Here is a 20,547-nt window from a genome sequence, read left to right as displayed (position 1 = left end):
ATCTGTCAACCTATTCTAGGACGACTCAAATCACTTCTTTTTCTTCTTCTCTGCCTTCTTCACGAAACCACCTTCAAAGAAACACTTGATGCCCCTGTAGGCGCCACAGCCGCCAATTTCACGGATATTCACCCTGCCGGAAGAAAACTGGAAAGAGATACCACAGGACGATTCTTTGTCTTTATACTCACCACGATTGCCCGCCAGGTAATGACCTTTACCACTCAACTCTCCTTTACAGTTACCGTTGTCTTTTGTAAACGTGATAAAGAACTGGAACGACTTCGCATCTTCTCCATCCCGGATAGATACAATGTTCATATCGCCGGAAGTATAATCACCGGAAAACTTATGCTTACGCGGCAACGTGTCAATAGGATTGAATATCTGTCCTGCATTCGTTGGGCCGTTTGAGTTAGTCATGATCAGCGTAACGGAGCCGTTGGGATTCACGGTATAGAAGTCCTCCTTCAACGCGCTGCGGGTACCGGACAATCTTTTTTCGCTACTGATTTTAATCACATTTTTGCTGTCCAGCAACAACGACATCAAGGTGCCATCTGCACTACCGGTATTAGCTACTTTTATACGGTTGAGGAACTTCCCTTTTTTGTCCATGAAGCAGAGGTAACCAACTGACTGGGACCTTCCTACCGCCTTCACCACCATATAATTCACGATACCACCCGGAATACGTTGCAAAGGGAAATAGGTAACACGATCACTTTTAGTAAAATCCCCCGTGGTCAGGGTATCTGTGAGAAACCGCATGGCGGAAGTATCCAGCGACAGGGAATCGGCCATTTTCAACTGCAGTGTGTCCGCTGTTAGTTTGTAAGGCAGCGTGCCGGGAGTGAATAATTCCTGAAATTCTTCAAGTGTCATCGGCTCATCACCACGACCTGACTTCTTCTTCGATTTGCAGGCTGCTAAAACACCAATAGCCAGTAATAATAAAAGGAAACGCTTCATTGAACAGTTAATTCTTGGCGAAAAGTTAGATATAATTTTTATATATGCGCCGCAAAAATCAAAAAACATACCGGATAGGGAAAAGTTCATATTTATTATTTAGATTTGTCTAAATAATATTTTAGATAGCATGAATTTATCAGTGGCAGAGGAAAACTATATTAAGTCTATTTACAAGCTGCAGGAAGGCGATGAGGCGGTAAGTACCAATGCACTGGCCTATGAGCTGGATACCAAGCCAGCCTCGGTAACAGACATGGCCAAAAAGCTGAAAGAGAAGAAGCTCATCGAATATGAAAAATACCAGGGCATTGTGTTATCGTCCGATGGCAGGAAAGCTGCCCTGCAAATTGTAAGGCGCCACCGCTTATGGGAATGTTTCCTGGTAGATAAATTGTTGTTCAGTTGGGAAGAAGTACATGAACTGGCAGAAGAGCTGGAACATGTACGCAGTGAAAAACTCACCAACCGCCTCAGCGAATTCCTTGGTAACCCGGTACTGGATCCACATGGAGACCCCATTCCCGATGCCAACGGCAAACTGGCCAAACCCAGACCACAAACCTCATTGGATCAAACCAACGCCAAAAGACTGGTGGTCACAGCGGTTACCGACCAATCGACCGCTCTTCTCGCCTTTCTGAATGCAAAAGGAATTAAACTGGGTACCCAGTTGGAAATCCTCGCGCATTATGAATATGACAACTCTATCGAAATAAAACTGAAACAACAACCTGCTATTACTATCAGCGAACAGGTGGCCAAACATATTATGGTCAGACCTGTTTAACCAGTAAGATCAGGAATTCTATATACATGAGCATGGAACATATACATTCATCCACATCGCTAAGTGAGGTACATCAGAGTGTAGAAACCAGTGGAAAGTCAAGGTGGAAAAAGATATTTGCCTTCTTTGGCCCGGCCTACCTGGTCAGCGTAGGTTACATGGATCCCGGCAACTGGGCCACCGACCTCGCCGGTGGTAGTCAATACGGATATAAATTGCTGTGGGTTCTCCTCATGAGTAACCTTATGGCCCTGCTGTTGCAAAGCCTGAGCGCCCGCCTTGGTATTGTGCGCGGCCGTGACCTGGCACAGGCGAACCGTGAAACCTATCCACCCGTTGTCAATTTCATTTTATATGTGCTGGCAGAAATTGCCATCGCCGCCACCGATCTCGCCGAAGTACTCGGTATGGCCATTGGTATACAACTGCTCACCGGCCTGCCACTGATATGGGGCGTGAGCCTGACCGTACTTGATACCTTCCTCCTGCTGATCCTGCAACGCTATGGCATCCGTAAAATGGAAGGCTTTATCATTTCACTGGTAGCCGTCGTTGGCGCTTCTTTCCTCGTAGAATTAATTTTAGTAAAACCACAAATGGGCGAAGTAGTCAAAGGCTTCATTCCATCTATTCCCGACAACACTGCATTATACATTGCCATTGGTATTATAGGTGCTACCGTCATGCCGCACAACCTGTACCTCCACTCTGCGCTGGTACAAACCAGGAAAATAAAACGAGATGATGCTGGTATTAAACAGGCTATCAAAATGAATTTCCTCGACAGCACCATTGCACTGAACCTCGCCTTCCTGGTAAATGCTGCCATCCTCATTCTGGCAGCTGCCGTATTCTTTAAAAGTGGCCGCACCGATGTAGCAGAGATCCAGGATGCCCACAAACTGCTGGATCAGCTACTGGGCAGTAAACTGGCTCCCATCCTCTTTGCGATAGCATTGATTGCTGCCGGACAAAGCTCCACGGTAACCGGTACACTGGCAGGACAAATTGTAATGGAAGGTTATCTCCGGCTGCGTATCAATCCCTGGCTGCGCCGGCTCATCACCCGCCTGCTCGCTATCATACCGGCATTACTGACCATCCTCATTGCCGGCGATGACGAAGTGGGTGCCCTGCTGGTATTTAGCCAGGTGTTATTAAGTCTTCAACTGGGATTCGCCATCATTCCGCTAATACATTTCGTGAGCGATAAGAAAACCATGGGTAACTTTGCTATTTCTACCACCACCAAAATTTTCAGCTGGGCAGTCACCATTTTATTAGTGTACCTTAATATGCGGATGGTATTTACAGAAGCCTTCAGTTATATGTCCGGTACTGGAAATATTTGGATAGATGGTCTTATCATCACAGGCTGTGCAGGCTTTGTGGTGTTGCTGCTCATCACCATCATTCACCCGCTGCGCAGGCGCTATCGGGAGGATGCCGCTGCCGGCATCCATACCACACAGGTATCACTCGGCAACATGGAAAAACCGGTGTACAACCGCATCGCCATGGCGCTCGACTTCACCAACAAAGACCGGGAAGTAATCACCAATGCCATTGCTCACGGCAACGAACACACGCAATATATCCTGATCCATATCGTAGAAAGTGCATCGGCCAAATACTTTGGCCACGACTCGGACGATCTCGAAACCCGCCGTGACCAGGAGCAACTGGATACCTATGTGGCCCTGCTGAAAAGCCGTAATATCAACGCCAAAGGAGTACTTGGTTTCCGTCGCCGCGCAAGGGAAATTGCCCGCATCGTTAAAGAAGAAAATGCCGACTTCCTCGTACTCGGCGGTCACGGACACAAAGGATTCAAAGACTGGCTATATGGCGAAACCGCCAACCAGGTAAGACACCAGGTGCAGGTACCCGTATTGGTGGTGCAGTGGTACCAGGACCCTAAAGAGAAATAACGCTAACGAATATACGAACTAACATGTACCCTCTCTTCAAACCAGGTGATACCCGGCAATTCAGCCGCATTGTGCGTCCGGAAGACAGCGCCGGATTCGATACCGGGAATGTACACCCTGTATATGCCACCTTTGCGCTGGCCAGAGATGCGGAATGGTGTTGCCGTTTATTTGTACTGGAAATGAAAGAAGCACATGAAGAAGGGATAGGCACCAGGCTTACGGTAGAACATCTGCGCCCCGCACCGGTGGGCAGCGAAGTAGTTTTCACCGCTACCATCACACAGTTACAGCACCACGAAATTACATGTAGTTATGAAGCGGTATCCGGCGGCAAAATAATTGCCACCGGCATACAGGTACAAAAAATATTAACAAAGGAAAAGCTGGAAAGGCTGTTCGCAGGATTGTAGGAAAAACACCTACAATCCCAGCGCCGCCTTGAGTCGGGGATAACCCGTTTTACTTACTAACACCCTGGCGCCACTGCGCAATATCGCCAGGTGGTTTTCTTTTTCGTAAGGATCAATACGGGTTACCTGATTTATGTTGAGGATGTAAGAACGGTGTACTCTCGTAAACTGCTGTGGATCCAGCATTTTCTCAAAGAAAGCCATGGTTTTATTCTTCAGAAAACTACCTTCCTGGGTAATAATCTTCACATAATCATCCGCTGCCTCGAGATAGTGGATATCCTGTACCGGGATAATTTTTATTTTACCATTCAGTTTAATGACTACGCGATTGCTTTGCGCCGGCATAGTGGCAGCTGTTTCCAGCAGCGCCGTTGTATCAGCAACGGCAGGCGCCTGGAACTGATCCAGCCACTTTTTTACGGCCTTTTCAAAACGTTCACCGGAAAAAGGCTTCAGCAAATAATCCACGGCATGTACCTCAAAAGCACGGATGGCATGTTCTTCAAACGCGGTGGTAAAAATTACTGCGGGCATATTTTCTACCAGTTCCAGCATTTCAAAACCGGTAATCTTCGGCATCTGTATATCCAGGAAAATAAGATCCGGCTGATGTTGTTGTATTGCTTTTAATCCTTCAAATCCATCATTACATTCCTGCATCACGGTGATCTGCGGGAAGTTCAGCAGGTATTCTTTTACTACCTCACGGGCCAATGGTTCATCATCAATTATTACTGCTTTTATCATGGGTTTGTGGTACTTTGATAGTGGTGGTAAAAATGTTTTCGTGTGCGGATGTTTCCATCAGATCCTGCCGGGCGAATAATAGATAAAGTCTTCGTTGTATGGAAGTCAAACCAAATCCGGTGCCTTTATGTGGTTGTTGCAATTCGTTGTCAAATGGATTTTGTATGGATATATACAGCATATTGTCTTCTACCCAGGATTTTATGCTGATGGTAATATCACCGGTGGTATCGTATAAGCCAAATTTAATGGCATTTTCAACAACCGGTTGTAGTAGCATGGGCGGCATCATCCGGGTGTCTGTACCTTCTCCGGATATAATGTCGGTCGCCAACCGGTGACCGAAACGCACTTTTTCAATATCCAGGTACAATTGCAAATACTTCAGTTCTTCTGCAAAAGAAATCCACTGATCATCTTCCCGCTTCAGTGAGCCTCTTAAAAAATCAGAGAGCTTTAACACCATTTCCCGGGCCTCTTTCGGCCGCAACATGATCAATGCGTTAATAGAGTTCAGGCTGTTAAACAAAAAATGTGGCTGCAGTTGTTGCCGTAATTTAAACAGCTCCGCTTCTCTCACAATTTTCTCAGCAGTTTCGCGGCGTTTCAGCGTTTCCCGTTGTTCTTCTGCATCGTACCAGATCTGGGCCCTGAATCCAATTCCATACGTCAGCATCCAACCTACCAACGTATGAATAGGGATCGCATGATTCAACCACGTCTGATACTCCAGGTCTTTGGGAAAGGCATTCATCAGCAACCAACGGCTCAAACATACCCACAACACCGCCAAAGCAAAGCTCACTACGGCTACATATCCAAACTTCATAGAGCCTGCCGCTGGGCGGTAATAAGCAACGTTGTGGTTGATGATGACACTGGTGGCAGCCAGCAATATCACATGTACCAGGCTGTCGGTGACAGACTGCCCCAACGGAAGATCAAACCAGTAGTACAGTAATCCTCCGTAAATCAGCAGCCAGATCAGAAAGGAGCAAATGAATGACCATACGGCTGTACCTTTTATGATTTGCTTTACCAATAGTCCCGTTTTATACGTTGAGTTCAAAATATTGTTGTCCCTGCAGTTGAGCAGATTTCATTTGCAACCAGGCAATGTAAGAATTGGGATCTCCCGGTTCTTCAATGCGGGAATACAATTCCATTCCGTCTGTCAACTGATCCAGGGTATATACTTCCGGCACATTGATGAACTTCCATTGTACCAGTTCCTGTTGTTGATTTTTAAAAGCATATTGTTCCTGTATACCAATTTCACGGGCTTTATCGCAGGCATCTTTTTTGGTAACAGCGCTAATCAATCTTAACTGTTCATCAAATTGCGGGGTATGATTACCTTCTCCGCAGATGATCTGATATACTACTTTCGCAACAAACCAATGCATAAAAAAAGATTTAAAAGTTGGAAATAGAAAAGTGAGATATGGTGATTTATCAGGCGTAACTTTTGATTTCAATTCCTCCCATCACACAGGTTCCTTTCAGTACCAGCAGCTTTCCCTGCCCTGCCGGAGGTACCAGGTCCAGGAATCGTTTATCGTCCACACCACCCATAATGGAATTGATATCCACCTTTACGTTCCAGTTAGCCGGTACAATAATTTCGCATCCTCCCATAATTGCCGTTACGTCAAGGGTAGCGGTGCCTTCAATATCGGCTTTCATAAAATTGATAACGGAACCTCCCATGATAGCTGTTACATCACCACCTCTGAAGGTTTTAGAAGTAACTACTCTGTCTACACTTCCAAAAATGGCAGTTACATCCAGTACATCATCGCCGGAAACCGAAGTGACAGCGGCTCCGCCAAACTGCTTTTTCTTCTCGGCCCATTCCCGTGTGGAAAAGTTTCGTTTAAAAATTACTAACAGCCCAATGCCGATCATCACTACCGGCCAGATAAACCGGGCCGTATCATAAGGCCAGTTCTGTATTTCGCCCAGGAGAAACACCACGCCTACACCTACCATCACCATCCATCCTCCTACCCGGAACCCGTGACGAACACCTAATACAATACCTATTGCAATGAGGATCATCTGCCAGGAAAGCCAGTAGCTGGGGATATCCAGGTCCAAACGTTGTAATAATAACACGGTACCTATAATGATCAGGATAAAGCCCCCCACGGACCGGCTCTTTCTTCTTGATTCCTCAATATCTTCGTTTTTCATTGTTTTAATATTTATGATACAAATGTAGAACGGGTGGGCTGCTTTCAAAAGTGGGTTTAGGCTAATCAGGTACACTTACCGGTAAACGGCAGGAAATTACCGGTAAAAACGGCCGGTAATAATTGGCCGGTCATTTCCACCAACTATTACCGGGTATATTATTAACAGGCTGCTTATATTTCTACAGTCACCAGGGCTTCATTGCCAGCCAGCCGGGTAAGAATGGCTTTCAGTTGCTGTACCATAGGATCCGGGCCACAGATATAAAAATGCTGGTCGAAATTGGTAATCTTCTCTTTCAGGTAACTTTCATCAATGGTATGATGGTCGTACCCAGGCACCTCCTGCTCTGTCAGCGTATTGATGAAACGCTTGCCCAGCATACCTTCAAACTCATCTTTCAAAATAATATCAGACAGGGTTTTATTGGAGCAGATCAACTGGTTAGTACCCAGTTGTCCTTTATGTTGCAGATCACGTAAGATAGCAATAAAAGGGGTGACACCGGCGCCCCCGGCAATAAACACGCCTTCGCCTTTATAGTGTATGGTTCCCCATACATCGTGGAGAATCAGTTCATCACCGGCTTTTAGTTGTCCCAGCTCATGAGTGACGCTGTTATGGTCATCATAAATTTTAATGGTAAACTCCAGGTGTTCCCAGTTGGTCAGACTGGTAAAGGTAAAGGGCCGTCTTTCCTCCTCCCATCCGGCTTTGTTGATAGACACTTCAGTAGCCTGCCCCGGCACAAAGGTGTATCCCTGGGGCTTTTCAACGGTAAACTGACGAACATTATGCGTTACAGGGGTAACTGCAAGAATTTTGACGATATGGCTTTCCATGGTTTAGGTTTTCTGATATATGAATGTAGCGTATTTTTCGGCTTAGTGCAAAGCATGTTGCAATAGTGGTGCGAGGGCGGCGGCCCAGCGGCCATAGTCTTTTCCGGAAGGATGCAATCCATCTCCCGCCACCAGCTCCTTATCATGTACAGCCTCCCGGGTAAAACCGGTGATATCCAGGTAAGGCACCTGCATACGTTGCGCAATGGCTTTGTTGGCAGCATTAAAAGCATCAATTTCCCTGGCAATCTTTTCCCGGTCGCGATCTGCAGCAAATGGCGTTACGCCCCAGTCTGGGATTGACAATACCACTATATGTGACGGCCGGTTGCCGGCAAATGCAATGGCCTGCTGTAACAGGGCCGTAAATTCCGTTTCGTAGGCAGATAAAGCATAGCCCCGGTATTGGTTATTCACTCCTATCAACAGGGTTACTATATCATATGTTTGCGTAATATGTGCGGCTTCAATACCTGCTGCCAGTTCACCGGTAGTCCAGCCCGTGGTGGCAATGATTTGTGGCGCCTCCACGGGATCGCCCTGCTGGCGTAGTAAAGCGGCGGTTTGTACAGGGAAACATTCGGAATAGGCGACCTGTTCGCCAACAGTATAACTATCGCCCAGGGCGAGATATGTAATGGGAGCCATGGTAGTATCTAAGATTTTGTTGCTGCCGAAAAATGTGCAGCAAAATAACATTAATCCTAACATAAGCAAAAAGTTATATGCAGCTGGAGAATTTGTACAATTAACACAGAAACTGGCCAGTCTTTAAGGGGAAAAGCGTTACCTTTGCACCCGATTACAACAATTACGTAACGCATAAAGAAACCGTTTTATGCCGGCAGAAAAAATATCGATGAACAATGGCCTGTTACAGGTCCCCGCACAACCCATCATCCCATTTATAGAAGGCGACGGAATAGGTCCGGACATTTGGAAAGCCAGTGTTCGCGTATTCGACGCAGCTGTTGAAAAAGCCTATGGTGGTGATCGGAAAATTGAATGGAAAGAAGTACTGGCAGGTGAGAAAGCCTTCCAGCAAACAGGTGAATGGCTGCCTAAAGAAACGCTGGATGCCCTGAAAGAATACCTGGTGTCTATCAAAGGACCACTGTCTACCCCTGTTGGTGGCGGTATCCGCTCCCTGAACGTAGCGATGCGCCAGGAACTGGATCTCTACGCCTGTGTTAGACCCGTTCGTTGGTTCAACAAAGTACCTTCTCCCGTAAAACACCCGGAGAAAGTGGATATGGTGATTTTCCGTGAAAATACAGAAGACATCTATGCCGGCATTGAATACATGACTGGTACCCCAGAAGCTAAAAAACTGCTCGATTTCCTGCAAAATGAAATGGGCGTTAAAAAAATCAGGTTCCCGGAAACATCTTCACTGGGCATCAAACCCGTGTCTATAGAAGGAACGGAAAGACTGGTACGCGCTGCTATCAGCTACGCACTGGAACACAAACGTCCTTCTGTTACCCTGGTACATAAAGGCAACATCATGAAATTCACAGAAGGTGGTTTCAAGAACTGGGGCTATGCACTGGCAGAAAGAGAATTCGGTGAATTCGTTTACACCTGGGAACATTGGGAAAAAACCAAGAAAGAACTTGGTGAAGAAGAAGCTAACAAAGAACTGAAAGTAGCACTGGCAAAAGGTAAACTGCTGATTAAAGATGTGATCGCAGATAACTTCCTCCAACAGATTCTGCTGGCGCCACAGGACTACTCAGTAGTAGCTACACTGAACCTCAACGGTGACTATATTTCTGATGCATTGGCTGCTGCTGTGGGTGGTATTGGTATTGCCCCTGGCGCTAACATCAACTACAATACCGGCTATGCCGTATTTGAAGCTACACACGGTACTGCTCCCCGCTTTGCCAACACCAATACCATGAACCCATCGTCAGTAATCCTGAGTGGTGTAATGATGCTGGAGTACATGGGCTGGAAAGAAGCCGCTGAAATCATTGTTCACGGCCTGAGCACCGCTATCATGCGTAAACGCGTTACCATCGACTTCTACAACCTGATGGATGATGCTACCCTGGTTAAAACCAGCGAGTTTGCGGATGAAGTAATTAAACAAATGCAACACTAAGCAGAAAGCATAAAGCTGAAAGCAAAAAGCTATTAGAGCGAATGATAGAAGCGAGTATTAAGTTACTCATCCGCTTTTGTCATTCGCTCTAATAGCTTTTTGCTTTATCCTTTTAGCTTTATGCTTTTTTTTTAATATTGGGTTAATTTTGTTTTTTTCATAGCTATTCGTATTTTTCGTGATTATCCCGCAAGGGACACGTTTGAATAATTGTTGCGAATCGCTTTTAATCTAATTTTTTAAAAAACCCGAAATGGCAGAAAAAATTAAAGTTGCTAATCCGGTAGTCGAACTGGACGGTGATGAGATGACACGGATCATCTGGAAATTCATCAAGGACAAACTGATACTTCCATACCTGGACGTTGAAATTAAATATTATGATCTGGGCATGGAGCATCGTGATGCTACCAATGACCAGGTAACCATTGACGCAGCTAACGCTATCAGAGAAGTAGGCGTAGGTATCAAATGCGCTACCATTACACCTGACGAAGAGCGTGTAAAAGAATTTAAGCTGAAGCAAATGTGGAAATCACCAAATGGTACTATCCGTAACATCCTGGATGGTACTGTATTCCGTGAGCCTATTGTGATGAGCAATGTTCCACGCCTGGTGCCTAACTGGACAGCGCCTATCTGTATTGGTCGTCACGCTTTTGGTGACCAGTACCGCGCTACCGATTTCGTCACCAAAGGAAAAGGTAAACTCACTATCAAATTTGAAGGTGAAGATGGCCAGGTGATTGAACATGAAGTATACAACTTCAAAGGTGATGGCGTTGCACTTGCTATGTACAACACCGACGAATCTATCAAAGGCTTTGCACGTGCATGTTTCAACCAGGCACTGATGAAAAAATGGCCTTTGTACCTGAGTACTAAAAACACCATCCTGAAAAAATATGATGGCCGCTTTAAAGATATCTTTGAAGAAATCTATCAACAGGAATTCAAAACTGCTTTCGATGCAAACGGCTTAACATATGAGCACCGCCTGATCGATGACATGGTGGCCAGCGCACTGAAATGGCACGGTAACTTTGTATGGGCTTGTAAAAACTACGACGGCGACGTACAATCTGATACCGTTGCACAAGGTTTTGGTTCCCTCGGCCTGATGACTTCTACTCTCATTACTCCTGATGGTAAAACCATGGAAGCTGAAGCGGCGCATGGTACTGTAACCCGTCACTACCGCGAACACCAGGCTGGTAAACCTACGTCTACCAACCCAATCGCTTCCATCTTCGCATGGACCCGTGGTCTGGAATTCCGTGGCAAACTGGATAACAACCAGGCATTGATCGACTTCTGTACTGCACTGGAACAGGTTTGTATTGAAACCGTAGAAAGTGGTAAAATGACCAAAGATCTGGCCGTTTGTATCCATGGTAACAAAGTAGAACATGGTAAACACTACCTTTATACAGAAGAATTCCTGGATGCGCTGGATACAGCACTGAAAGTGAAGCTGAAAGCATAAAGCATAAAGCATAAAGCTATTGAGGCGAATGATCAAAGCGAATTAATATGCGCAATGTTCATTCGCCTCAATAGCTTTATGCTTTCTGCTTTATGCTTTCAGCTTCTTACATTCGCATCTTCTTACGTAATACTTTATCTTCTCCATAAATATCATCAAAGAAAATAAGATTACCATTTTGTCCTTCTGCAGTAAAGTAACGCAGATAAATAGGAATGTGTTTGGGAAGATCTACCTGTTTCTTTTCCTCCCGTGCCAGCCATACACGAACACTATCTCCGCTATGTCTTACACTATCCGCACGCACCAGGTACTGCGCCAGGCTATCCCATTGTTGTACCCGCACACAACCATGACTCATCGCACGCATAGAGTTTTTGAATAATCCACGGTTATTGGTATCGTGCAGGTATACACTGTATTTGTTACGGAAGTTAAACTTCATCACACCGAGGGAATTATCAATACCATCCATCTGCCGCAGCACATAAGGAAAATGTCCTTTGCTGAGCTTAGACCAGTCGATGGTGGCCGGATCTACCGTGTTAGCGTCTTTATCAATCACCTCCAGGTTTTTGGAAGCCAGGTAACCTACGTTCTTCTTGATAGCTGGCAGCATCTCTTTAAACACAATGCTGTAAGGAACACGCCAGTAAGGATACATCATGAAGTTAGTCATGTAAGAATTCAGCAAAGGCGTGCGTGTACGTGGTGCGCCCACAATTACGCGCGACTCCAGCTTCACTTCTCCGCTATCTACTACACGAAGCGTATAGCCGGGAACGTTGACCATAATATATTGCACCGGTAAAGTATCCGGTAATTTACGCCAACGGTCCAGGTTCACGGCTGCCTGCATGATCCAGTCGTGCATAGAGCGGTTCAGTGCCATCACTGTTCTTTTGCCGGCTACGCCATCCGGATAAATATTGAACTCTTTCTGAAAGGCTTTAATCCCTGTTTTAATGAGAGTAGTATCTACCGTGCGGCCGCTGGTATCCAGATGTCCGCTTTGCACCAGGCGGTTTACCACCAATTGCCTGAAAGCCACGGTATCCGTGTAGTTCAGCGGCAAAGTATCCCAGTGATAATTTTCGTATTTGGATTTAAAAGTCTGTATACCTTCTTTGAGCGCAAGATAGCCCGCATGTACCGGCTCCTGGGCACGCAGGATAGTGGCAACATTTTTATCGGCCAATGCCTGTTTCAGGGAGGCTATCAGTTGGCTATCGGTAAACAGCGAATCCTTTTTAAGAGTAATGCTATCGCGTGGTGCTACGCCGAAATGCAGGTCTGAGGCCATTTTCATGAAGGCGTCTGTCATCAGCACGTCCACTTTGGCCCACAATGCTGCATCTTTTTTGGCGGTAGCATCGCTGTTAATCTGTTCAAGGGCGGCGGTGAGCGCAGGGCCATGGTACTGGGCAGGTAATAATCCTACATCTTCCGCATGTTGTATCATATACAGCATGGAATCCGCAGCAGGATTTATCACCCCGTTCTTAGACCATTGTCCGGTGGGCTTATCGACGCCATAAAATTCCTGAATAGCAGAAGGGCGGAACGCTATGATGCTGTCTTCCAATTCACCTTCATTGTCTTTTAGGGCAGACAGACGTTCTGTGATATTGTCTGTAATCACTTCATCCAGTTGTCTGATGTTTGCTACAATCTGTTTTTGTTTGGGGGCGGTATGCTTTTTTTTATTGACACAGGCTAACAACAAGCACACTCCAGATCCGCATAACAAACTGATAATAAAATTTTTGTTCTTCATCTGCAGTTAATCGGTAAAGTAAAGATAGGCATTTACAAATACTGTGCAGAAAATTTTTGCCTGGGACCAGGATTACACCGATTATACTGATTTTGGATAAAAAAAAGGGAGATATAAGCAGTTGCCTATATCTCCCTTCTTCCTTTAAAATCAAAAAATAAAATCAGTATAATCCTGTTACAGGACACAATCTGCGCTATCTGCAGCAGTCCTTCTTCATGAATAACGACTGTAATACTTTCAGTATACCTGTGAATATCTTTTTCATGTGAAGATGTTTTTTAAAAAAGAGGCCACGGTGTGCAGCAGCCTCTTTTTAAACTAAAACTAAAACAACTAACTTTTATATCTCACGCCAACGGGTATATTATATCTTATCTAATGGTATACGCCCGGGAGCCTTCAATTGTTTAAATTTGCTGGGAGTTAACCCGGTTACTTTCTTGAACTGAGCCGATAAATGCGCTACACTGCTGTATCCCAGCTTGTAACTGATTTCACTTAAACTTAATTCATTATATACGAGCAACTCTTTTACTTTCTCAATTTTCTGCTGGATAATATATTGCTCTATGGTAGTACCTTCTGTTTCTGAAAAAAGATTACTGAGATAGTGATAATCTTTCTGCAACTTTCCTGCCAGTAAAGTAGAAAAGTTTTCTTTCATTTCGTCCAGCTCAGAATGGTGTACAGCCTGTACCACGATGCTTTTGATACCTGCAATCAACTGCTGCTTTTTATCATCTATGAGCAGAAATCCTTCCTTTTGCAAAGTATCCGCCAATTGGTGTAATGTCTTTTCCGGTACTATGCCCGCTACTGTAACTTTGCCCAGCTGAATATCTTTAATTTCCAGTTTTTCCGCGGTGATAGCGGTGGAGACCACCTTGATGCAACGCGGACAAACCATATTCTTTATAAACAGATCTGTTGTTGCCATCATTTATTTTTTTATAATATTAAAGATATTATGCTCAAATCTTATTAAAAAAGAATTGAAGGTATTCCTGGGCATATCTCCTGCCAGTTGCGCACGATAGGATAAATCCAGCCGGGTGGTACTGTTAAAAATAAACTGTATGGCCGGCGCCACATCCAGGTAGGATCCGCGGCCCACCTTGTCTGTATTGGTTTTACCAAGCAACTCCACATACAGGTTCAAATTAGTTTGCTGGAAGTTTTTATACTTCACCGGCAGCACCAGGTATCCGGCAGAAAGACTATAATTGACCGAATTTTTTGAGAAATCTTCCGGGATATTATCTTTCACATTGTTCATATAACGGGAATACCCCAACGTTGTTGACAATGCCAGCTTATGCAACAGTTGCGTGGCAATAATACCACCGTTCACACCGGATGTAGCTCCTTCCAGGTCCAGTTCCTTATTATCGTAAGGGCGCACAGGATGAGAGCCAGCCGCCATTACAGGATAGTAAGGATTATCTATCAGGGAACCTTTCACATAAGCAGCCATCCGGAAATGGGCGTGTTGCTGGTCGAGCGACAGGAAGCGATACTTCGCATAAATACTACCTCCTTCCGTGCGTATAGACGACTGCATCATATTAGACGCATAGCCCAATACATGCAACATCAGCCTTTTATTAACTCCCCACATCACTTCCGGCTCAAAGCGCATCCCGGTTTCGCGGGTATGTTCCATGTTAAAGAACTTGTTGTTGAGCCTTATGCCAAGCGAATTAGCGGCCATATTGCTCGCTGGTTCTGTATTCACATATAACTCCTGGGCTGTTGCGCCTATACCGGCCATGATGGCCACTGCTATCATTATAAATTGCTTCATATACCCGGCAAGGATTAAATGGTCACGTGATAAATTCTGCCGGAAGCATTACCGGTGTTGGTTTTGCAGCAACTGCTCATCATGCCTGTTTTATAGCAGGGCATACTTGTTTCTGCACTGAATTTTTTAAATTGTTTTGCAGAAACAAAATCCTTATCGATAACGGTGATGTCTTTGTCGCCACTTAACACCTGGTTTTTCACATCCATAAAATGAAGTGTACTACCAGCAAAGCTAACGTGTGTATCGTTTTGGACCGACAGCGCATCGAAATTGGCGGTCATTACCAGTTTGCCGACAGAGAAACCAGCATCTTCCACCTTTGCTTTAATGGCATCAATATTTACGGGTACCCCTGTTTTGAAGGTGAGTATAAAAGTAGTGTTATCGAGGTCGGTATCTATTTTATCCACAAAAGGCAGTGACTGCAGTGATTCATAAGTGGCTTTGGAACACATGGCGCAGGTAAGTCCGGTAGCATGTACCGCTGCTTTTTTAAATTGCGCATTGGCGCCAAAAGATAAACCCAGTGCGAGTAATATAACAGCTAATGTTTTCATGATCTGATTCAGTTAAATAAATGAAGAAATTGCGGCCATAGCATGATGGCTCCGCTCAAAGCGGGCATAAAATATACCGCCGGATCAGATCAGGAAAGTGCAGTTTCGGATAAAAATGGGGGTCTTGTGGAGATCGGGCGGATCATGATGATAATTGCCCGCGGGGATGTTTGATTCCGCCAAAATCGGCGCTGCCAAGGTTTTTACGGGCAGTTCCAGGGCGATATTTAAACTAAAGTTCTGTTGCAGGGCTTTGGCCGCCTGATGCGACTCCGTTACCTTACAAAACTTCGATTCATCTTTGCAACAATCCATGCCTTTCGCCGGCATCTTGCATATCCGGCACTCATGTGCCTCAGTTTCCTGCAAGTCAATACCCGCCAGTTTGCCCATGCAATAATGCACATTTATGGTAAACCCGCTGGTCAGCGTGGTGTACAATACGGCAAATAATATGGCAAAAAATCGTTTCATGATGAAGACTCAAAGATAGCGAAAAAAGCTGATAAAGTCATTAGCGTTTAGCCATCAGCTTTTAGCAAAATGCCGCGGAGGAACATATTACATGTTAATCTCCGCGGCATTTTGCTAAAAGCTGATGGCTAAACGCTAACTGCTTAATTGATAAACCACCACCGCAGCCCCACCCTGAAGGCGAAGTTGTTTAAAGGATACAATGGGGCAGCATAGTTATTGGTAGCAAAGAAGGTATTTAAATTTTCTGCTCTGACATAAGCAGAGAAGGATTTGATACGGAAATTGGCAAATGCGGCCATATCCGGCAACGTATTGCTGATCTTTTGCGTTTGCTGGTAGATGAACTGGCCTGTCAGCGGGGAATAATCGTCTGCATAATAACTGGTATTATAACGGAACTCCAGGCCGGTGATGAGGTTCAGGTTCGTATACAGTTTCTTCTCAAAAGTGAAGCGGTTACGTGTCCAGATAGTAGGTACATTGAGGGGGCCGTTGCCATGTAATTGCTGGAAAGCAACATCCACGTACCAGGCAAATGGCGCCAGCATAAATTTCTTGCTGAATGTAACCTGCAGCAGATTGAACAGGGAACCATACTGTTCACTGTGATAAAAATCTTTGAAGTAAGTGTAGTTGGTGAACAGGAAATAGTTCACCGCCAGGGTGTATTTCAACTTTTTATTAACAGAGGCAAATTGCAGTTGCGTAGTATTTTGCTTGGCCAGGGAGGTATTATACCACGCATCCTGATTGCTGTTGAAGTACTTGAACACGTAGGATGGCTCACGGTTTACGTTATTCACCGACAGTTGCACATCTCCCAAAAGATCATTAATGTGCCTGCTCAAACTACCATATACACCATAATCACCTATATTTTGCCCGACCACATAAAACTCTCCTTTTGCAGAGAAATCCCATTTCTGGTTGCGGGTTCTGTTACGATATTCTCCGTGTACGGCCAGGTTACTGAAATTAATATTGGCATCCAGGAAGGTGCCCGTTATACTTTCAAACCGTGCACCCAGGTTGATAAAGTGGCCCTGGTTGCCGCGTACAGGAAACTGTATCAGCGACAGATCATTAGAAATCATCTTCCATTTATGCTGCGCATTTACGGTATCAGCGGGAACAAAATTGTAATGTTTGGTATAGAAAGCGGTATCCGGCGCACTATCAATAAAGCCGTAGTCATCGTTCTGATAGTTAAACGTGTATTGCACGCGGAATACCGGATCATATTTATAAATATCCAGGGTATCGTTTACGTGAATACTGTCGCCGTGGCCCCAGTCGTACTGCTGTTGAATCAGCAGGCCGGTTTCCCGGTAGCTGGATTTTACGGGCAGCGCACCACCTCCGAAGAAAGAGTAAGTTTGGGATGCATCGGACCCCAGGTTTACCGGCAAACTTTTACGTTGTTTGTAGTCCGGGTCCTTTAACAGGGAATCGTATCTAAGGCCACCATTCTCCCCTCCATTGATCTTATTGTAATAGAAGCTGAAGTAGGTATTGGCACGTTTATTTTTGCTCTGATAACGGGCCGTAAACCGGTAAATATCGTGGTTGGTATTTTGGGTACGATAATATCCCGGCGCATTTATTTTGCGGTAGTCGAACGCAAAGTTGAAGCGTTCGGTCCGGTTTTGTGTATGCGATAGGCCGATCACCTGTTCCTGCTTACTTCCTACCAGGTATTGCAACTCCGTGTAAGGGCGGGTGGTATAATAAAATTTCGCGTCCTTATGGGTGTTGGAATAGATATCATACGAATGAAAACCGGCGTCAAATCCGGGTTTCATGAGTGGTGTATAGATAATATTGTACTCTGCACTACCGGTATTACCGAGTGTCACGTAATTAGAAGGTACGCGCAGGTAGTTCGACTGAAAATCAGCCACAGAAGAATCTATTCTATAATGTACCGGGTCGCCGAGCAGTTTATAGGTCAGGGTGATGGTATCCAGCTCGTGTTCATGCTTTCCGGTATCCCGCTGCATTTTGCTGTTACCTCCTCCACCGCCACCCATATTGCCGAAGCGGCCGGAGTTAAACTGGGCCTGTACCTGGTTCCCGCAAAAAAACAGCAGGGCTATGAAAATGAAAATTTGCCTCATCCGAAAGTAACAAAAGCGTTTATAGTTGCCGGATTAATTCACTAAAGATAAGCGTAAGCTTAGGTTCTGCTGCTTTGGCAGCTGCCAGTACTTCCTCATGGGTAATCACATTCTCTTCTTCGCGGATACCGATATCGGTAATCACACTCATGGCAAATACTTTCAGGCCGGCATGTGCCGCTACAATCACTTCAGGCACGGTACTCATCCCTACAGCATCGCCCCCGATGATATGCATGTATTTGTATTCTGCCCTGGTTTCAAAGGTAGGGCCCTGCACACCTACATATACACCTGTATGTAAAGATATATTGTTGGCTGCAGCTATTTTATATGCGGATGCTATCAGTGATTTGGCGTAAGGCTCGCTCATATCCGGGAACCGGGGCCCCAGGGTATCTTCATTTTTGCCACGCAGCGGGTGTTCCGGCTGCAGGTTGATATGATCCCGGATAATCATCAGATCCCCTACGTTAAACGCGGGATTCATGCCCCCGGCGGCATTGGAGATAAATAATGTATGGATACCCAGCGCTTTCATAACACGAACAGGGAAAGTGACCTGCTGCATAGAAAATCCTTCATAAAAGTGAAAACGCCCTGCCATGGCCACCACAGGTTTCCCCTGCATGTATCCCAGGATTAATTTACCCGAATGTCCTTCTACGGTAGATTCAGGAAAATGAGGGATATCGCTGTAAGGAATTTCCACGCTATTGGTTATTTCCGCTGCCAGGTTACCGAGCCCGCTGCCCAGTATGATACCGGCTACCGGCTTATCCTGCCAGAATTTGCTGATATATTCTCCCGCTGCTGTGATCTTTGCTGTTAGTTCACTCATCTGTTTATACATTATTTAAAAGTCGGATTTAAAAAACAAACCCGCGCAAAGTTATTTTTTAATTCACAAATGACTGCAGTTTTATATTTAAAACATAAAGCCCTAATTTAGCGGCAAATTTTATTCCGATGAACTTACACGAGTACCAGGCTAAAGAACTGTTGAAAAAATATAATGTACCGGTACAGGAAGGCATCCCGGTGGATACCCCTGAAGCGGCTGCGGAAGCATATAAGCAGCTGAAAGTGCAATTTGGTAATGAATTTGCCGTTGTAAAAGCCCAGATTCACGCCGGTGGACGCGGAAAAGGTAAGATCCGTGGTACCGAACAAAGAGGTGTGGCCGTAGGAAAAAATGCTGAAGACATCAAAACCATAGCTGGCAATATATTAGGAGGTACCCTGGTAACCATCCAAACCGGCGAAGCTGGTAAGCTGGTAAATAAAGTGCTGGTAGCACAGGATGTGTACTACCCAGGTGCTAACCCGGTAAAAGAATTCTACCTGTCTATCCTGCTGGATCGTGCTAAAAGCCAGAACGTTATCATGTATTCTACCGAAGGTGGTATGGATATCGAAGAAGTAGCACACAGCACTCCTGAAAAAATATTCAAAGAGTGGGTAAAACCAAATATGACCCTGCAGCCTTTCCAGGCACGTAACATTGCTTTCAACTTTGGTTTAAGCGGTGAAGCGTTCAAAAACATGGTGAAATTTGTGACCAACCTTTATAACGCATACGTAGGCCTGGATTGCAGCATGCTGGAAATCAACCCACTGTTCAAAACCAGCGACGACAAAATCATTGCCGTTGATGCGAAAGTAAACCTGGATGATAACTCCCTGATGCGTCATCCTGACCTGGAAGCACTGCGTGATATTTCAGAAGAAGATCCTACTGAAGTAGAAGCCAGCAAATTCAACCTCAACTTCGTAAAACTGGATGGTAACGTAGGTTGTATGGTAAATGGTGCCGGCCTGGCCATGGCTACCATGGATATGATCAAACTGAGTGGCGGTGAACCAGCTAACTTCCTGGACGTAGGCGGTACTGCCAACGCACAAACCGTAGAAGCAGGTTTCCGTATCATCCTGAAAGATCCTAAGGTAAAAGCAATCCTGATCAATATCTTCGGTGGTATTGTTCGTTGCGACCGTGTGGCACAAGGCGTAATTGATGCTTACCAGTCTATTGGCAACATCAACGTTCCAATCATTGTTCGTTTACAAGGTACCAACGCTGCTGAAGCAAAAGTACTGATCGAACAAAGCGGTCTGAAAGTACAGTCAGCTATCCTCCTGAGCGAAGCTGCTGCACTGGTTAACAAAGCAGTAAGTGCATAATTAAGTGCATTCACGATATAGTAAGCCCCCCCGCCTTTGGCAGGGGGGCTTACTTTTTAGCATAAAGCATAAAGCTGAAAGCAAAAAGCTATTGAGGCGAATGATCTGAGCGAACATTATTTTCGCTTTAATCAT

At 45.2% G+C, this 20,547-nt stretch carries 20 protein-coding genes; 6 read left to right on the top strand and 14 right to left on the bottom strand.

Features of this window, described 5'->3' with window-relative positions:
• Positions 1 to 30: 30 nt before the first annotated feature.
• Positions 31 to 972, bottom strand: a complete 942-nt coding sequence (locus J7623_RS19485) for a hypothetical protein (RefSeq protein ID WP_291923443.1) — start codon at positions 970 to 972, stop codon at positions 31 to 33.
• 130 nt (positions 973 to 1,102) lie between these two features.
• Between J7623_RS19485 and J7623_RS19480 the strand changes: the two genes are divergently transcribed.
• From J7623_RS19480 to J7623_RS19470, 3 genes are read left to right on the top strand one after another with little or no spacing between them, the layout of a single operon-like run.
• Positions 1,103 to 1,762 carry a metal-dependent transcriptional regulator gene (locus J7623_RS19480; RefSeq protein WP_291923441.1) on the top strand — a complete coding sequence of 220 codons (660 nt, stop codon included), beginning with the start codon at positions 1,103 to 1,105 and terminating at the stop codon, positions 1,760 to 1,762.
• 32 nt (positions 1,763 to 1,794) lie between these two features.
• Positions 1,795 to 3,693: an Nramp family divalent metal transporter gene (locus J7623_RS19475; protein WP_291923439.1), complete on the top strand. Its 1,899-nt coding sequence runs from the start codon at positions 1,795 to 1,797 to the stop codon at positions 3,691 to 3,693.
• Between the two features lie 23 nt (positions 3,694 to 3,716).
• Entirely contained in the window at positions 3,717 to 4,106 is a 390-nt protein-coding gene (locus J7623_RS19470; RefSeq protein WP_291923437.1) for a hotdog domain-containing protein, read from the top strand.
• A gap of 9 nt (positions 4,107 to 4,115) precedes the next feature.
• Here J7623_RS19470 and J7623_RS19465 read toward each other — a convergent pair whose 3' ends face one another.
• From J7623_RS19465 to J7623_RS19440, 6 genes are all read right to left on the bottom strand, one after another.
• Positions 4,116 to 4,856, bottom strand: a complete 741-nt coding sequence (locus J7623_RS19465; protein ID WP_291923435.1) for a LytTR family transcriptional regulator DNA-binding domain-containing protein — start codon at positions 4,854 to 4,856, stop codon at positions 4,116 to 4,118.
• On the bottom strand, positions 4,834 to 5,898 hold the full coding sequence (locus J7623_RS19460) for a histidine kinase (RefSeq protein WP_291923434.1): 1,065 nt from the start codon (positions 5,896 to 5,898) through the stop codon (positions 4,834 to 4,836). The genes J7623_RS19465 and J7623_RS19460 overlap by 23 nt, the downstream gene beginning before the upstream one ends.
• Before the next feature lie 10 nt (positions 5,899 to 5,908).
• Positions 5,909 to 6,262 carry a DUF4288 domain-containing protein gene (locus J7623_RS19455; RefSeq protein WP_291923432.1) on the bottom strand — a complete coding sequence of 118 codons (354 nt, stop codon included), beginning with the start codon at positions 6,260 to 6,262 and terminating at the stop codon, positions 5,909 to 5,911.
• A 49-nt stretch (positions 6,263 to 6,311) separates the two neighbouring features.
• Entirely contained in the window at positions 6,312 to 7,052 is a 741-nt protein-coding gene (locus J7623_RS19450) for a DUF5668 domain-containing protein (protein WP_291923430.1), read from the bottom strand.
• Between the two features lie 173 nt (positions 7,053 to 7,225).
• The gene (locus tag J7623_RS19445) at positions 7,226 to 7,894 is read right to left on the bottom strand and encodes an FAD-binding oxidoreductase (protein WP_291923428.1); all 669 of its coding nucleotides are present in this window, start codon (positions 7,892 to 7,894) and stop codon (positions 7,226 to 7,228) included.
• 42 nt (positions 7,895 to 7,936) lie between these two features.
• Positions 7,937 to 8,542 (bottom strand): SGNH/GDSL hydrolase family protein, encoded by a 606-nt coding sequence (locus tag J7623_RS19440; RefSeq protein WP_291923425.1) that lies wholly within the window; start codon positions 8,540 to 8,542, stop codon positions 7,937 to 7,939.
• A 190-nt stretch (positions 8,543 to 8,732) separates the two neighbouring features.
• Between J7623_RS19440 and icd the strand changes: the two genes are divergently transcribed.
• Positions 8,733 to 10,004, top strand: coding sequence for an NADP-dependent isocitrate dehydrogenase (gene icd, locus J7623_RS19435; protein WP_291923423.1), 1,272 nt, complete (start codon positions 8,733 to 8,735; stop codon positions 10,002 to 10,004).
• 253 nt (positions 10,005 to 10,257) lie between these two features.
• Entirely contained in the window at positions 10,258 to 11,490 is a 1,233-nt protein-coding gene (locus J7623_RS19430; protein WP_291923421.1) for an NADP-dependent isocitrate dehydrogenase, read from the top strand.
• Between the two features lie 106 nt (positions 11,491 to 11,596).
• Here J7623_RS19430 and J7623_RS19425 read toward each other — a convergent pair whose 3' ends face one another.
• From J7623_RS19425 to J7623_RS19395, 7 genes are all read right to left on the bottom strand, one after another.
• Positions 11,597 to 13,267: a L,D-transpeptidase family protein gene (locus J7623_RS19425; protein WP_291923419.1), complete on the bottom strand. Its 1,671-nt coding sequence runs from the start codon at positions 13,265 to 13,267 to the stop codon at positions 11,597 to 11,599.
• Between the two features lie 367 nt (positions 13,268 to 13,634).
• On the bottom strand, positions 13,635 to 14,207 hold the full coding sequence (locus J7623_RS19420; RefSeq protein ID WP_291923417.1) for an AraC family transcriptional regulator: 573 nt from the start codon (positions 14,205 to 14,207) through the stop codon (positions 13,635 to 13,637).
• 3 nt (positions 14,208 to 14,210) lie between these two features.
• Positions 14,211 to 15,074, bottom strand: a complete 864-nt coding sequence (locus tag J7623_RS19415) for a hypothetical protein (protein WP_291923415.1) — start codon at positions 15,072 to 15,074, stop codon at positions 14,211 to 14,213.
• A 14-nt stretch (positions 15,075 to 15,088) separates the two neighbouring features.
• Positions 15,089 to 15,634, bottom strand: coding sequence for a heavy-metal-associated domain-containing protein (locus J7623_RS19410; protein ID WP_291923412.1), 546 nt, complete (start codon positions 15,632 to 15,634; stop codon positions 15,089 to 15,091).
• Between the two features lie 84 nt (positions 15,635 to 15,718).
• On the bottom strand, positions 15,719 to 16,108 hold the full coding sequence (locus J7623_RS19405; RefSeq protein ID WP_291923410.1) for a hypothetical protein: 390 nt from the start codon (positions 16,106 to 16,108) through the stop codon (positions 15,719 to 15,721).
• Positions 16,109 to 16,251: 143 nt separating this feature from the next.
• Entirely contained in the window at positions 16,252 to 18,228 is a 1,977-nt protein-coding gene (locus tag J7623_RS19400) for a putative porin (RefSeq protein ID WP_291923408.1), read from the bottom strand.
• Positions 18,229 to 18,247: 19 nt separating this feature from the next.
• The gene (locus J7623_RS19395; RefSeq protein WP_291923406.1) at positions 18,248 to 19,069 is read right to left on the bottom strand and encodes a purine-nucleoside phosphorylase; all 822 of its coding nucleotides are present in this window, start codon (positions 19,067 to 19,069) and stop codon (positions 18,248 to 18,250) included.
• A 128-nt stretch (positions 19,070 to 19,197) separates the two neighbouring features.
• On the opposite strand from J7623_RS19395, the gene sucC reads away from it, so the two are divergent.
• Entirely contained in the window at positions 19,198 to 20,412 is a 1,215-nt protein-coding gene (sucC, locus tag J7623_RS19390; RefSeq protein WP_291923405.1) for an ADP-forming succinate--CoA ligase subunit beta, read from the top strand.
• Positions 20,413 to 20,547: the final 135 nt, after the last annotated feature.

Origin of the sequence: Chitinophaga sp., from assembly GCF_017745275.1 — a bacterium.
Classification (GTDB): Bacteria; Bacteroidota; Bacteroidia; order Chitinophagales; family Chitinophagaceae; genus Chitinophaga.
Note: the sequence above shows the minus strand (reverse complement) of the source record. Positions and strands in the feature narration are given on the sequence as shown.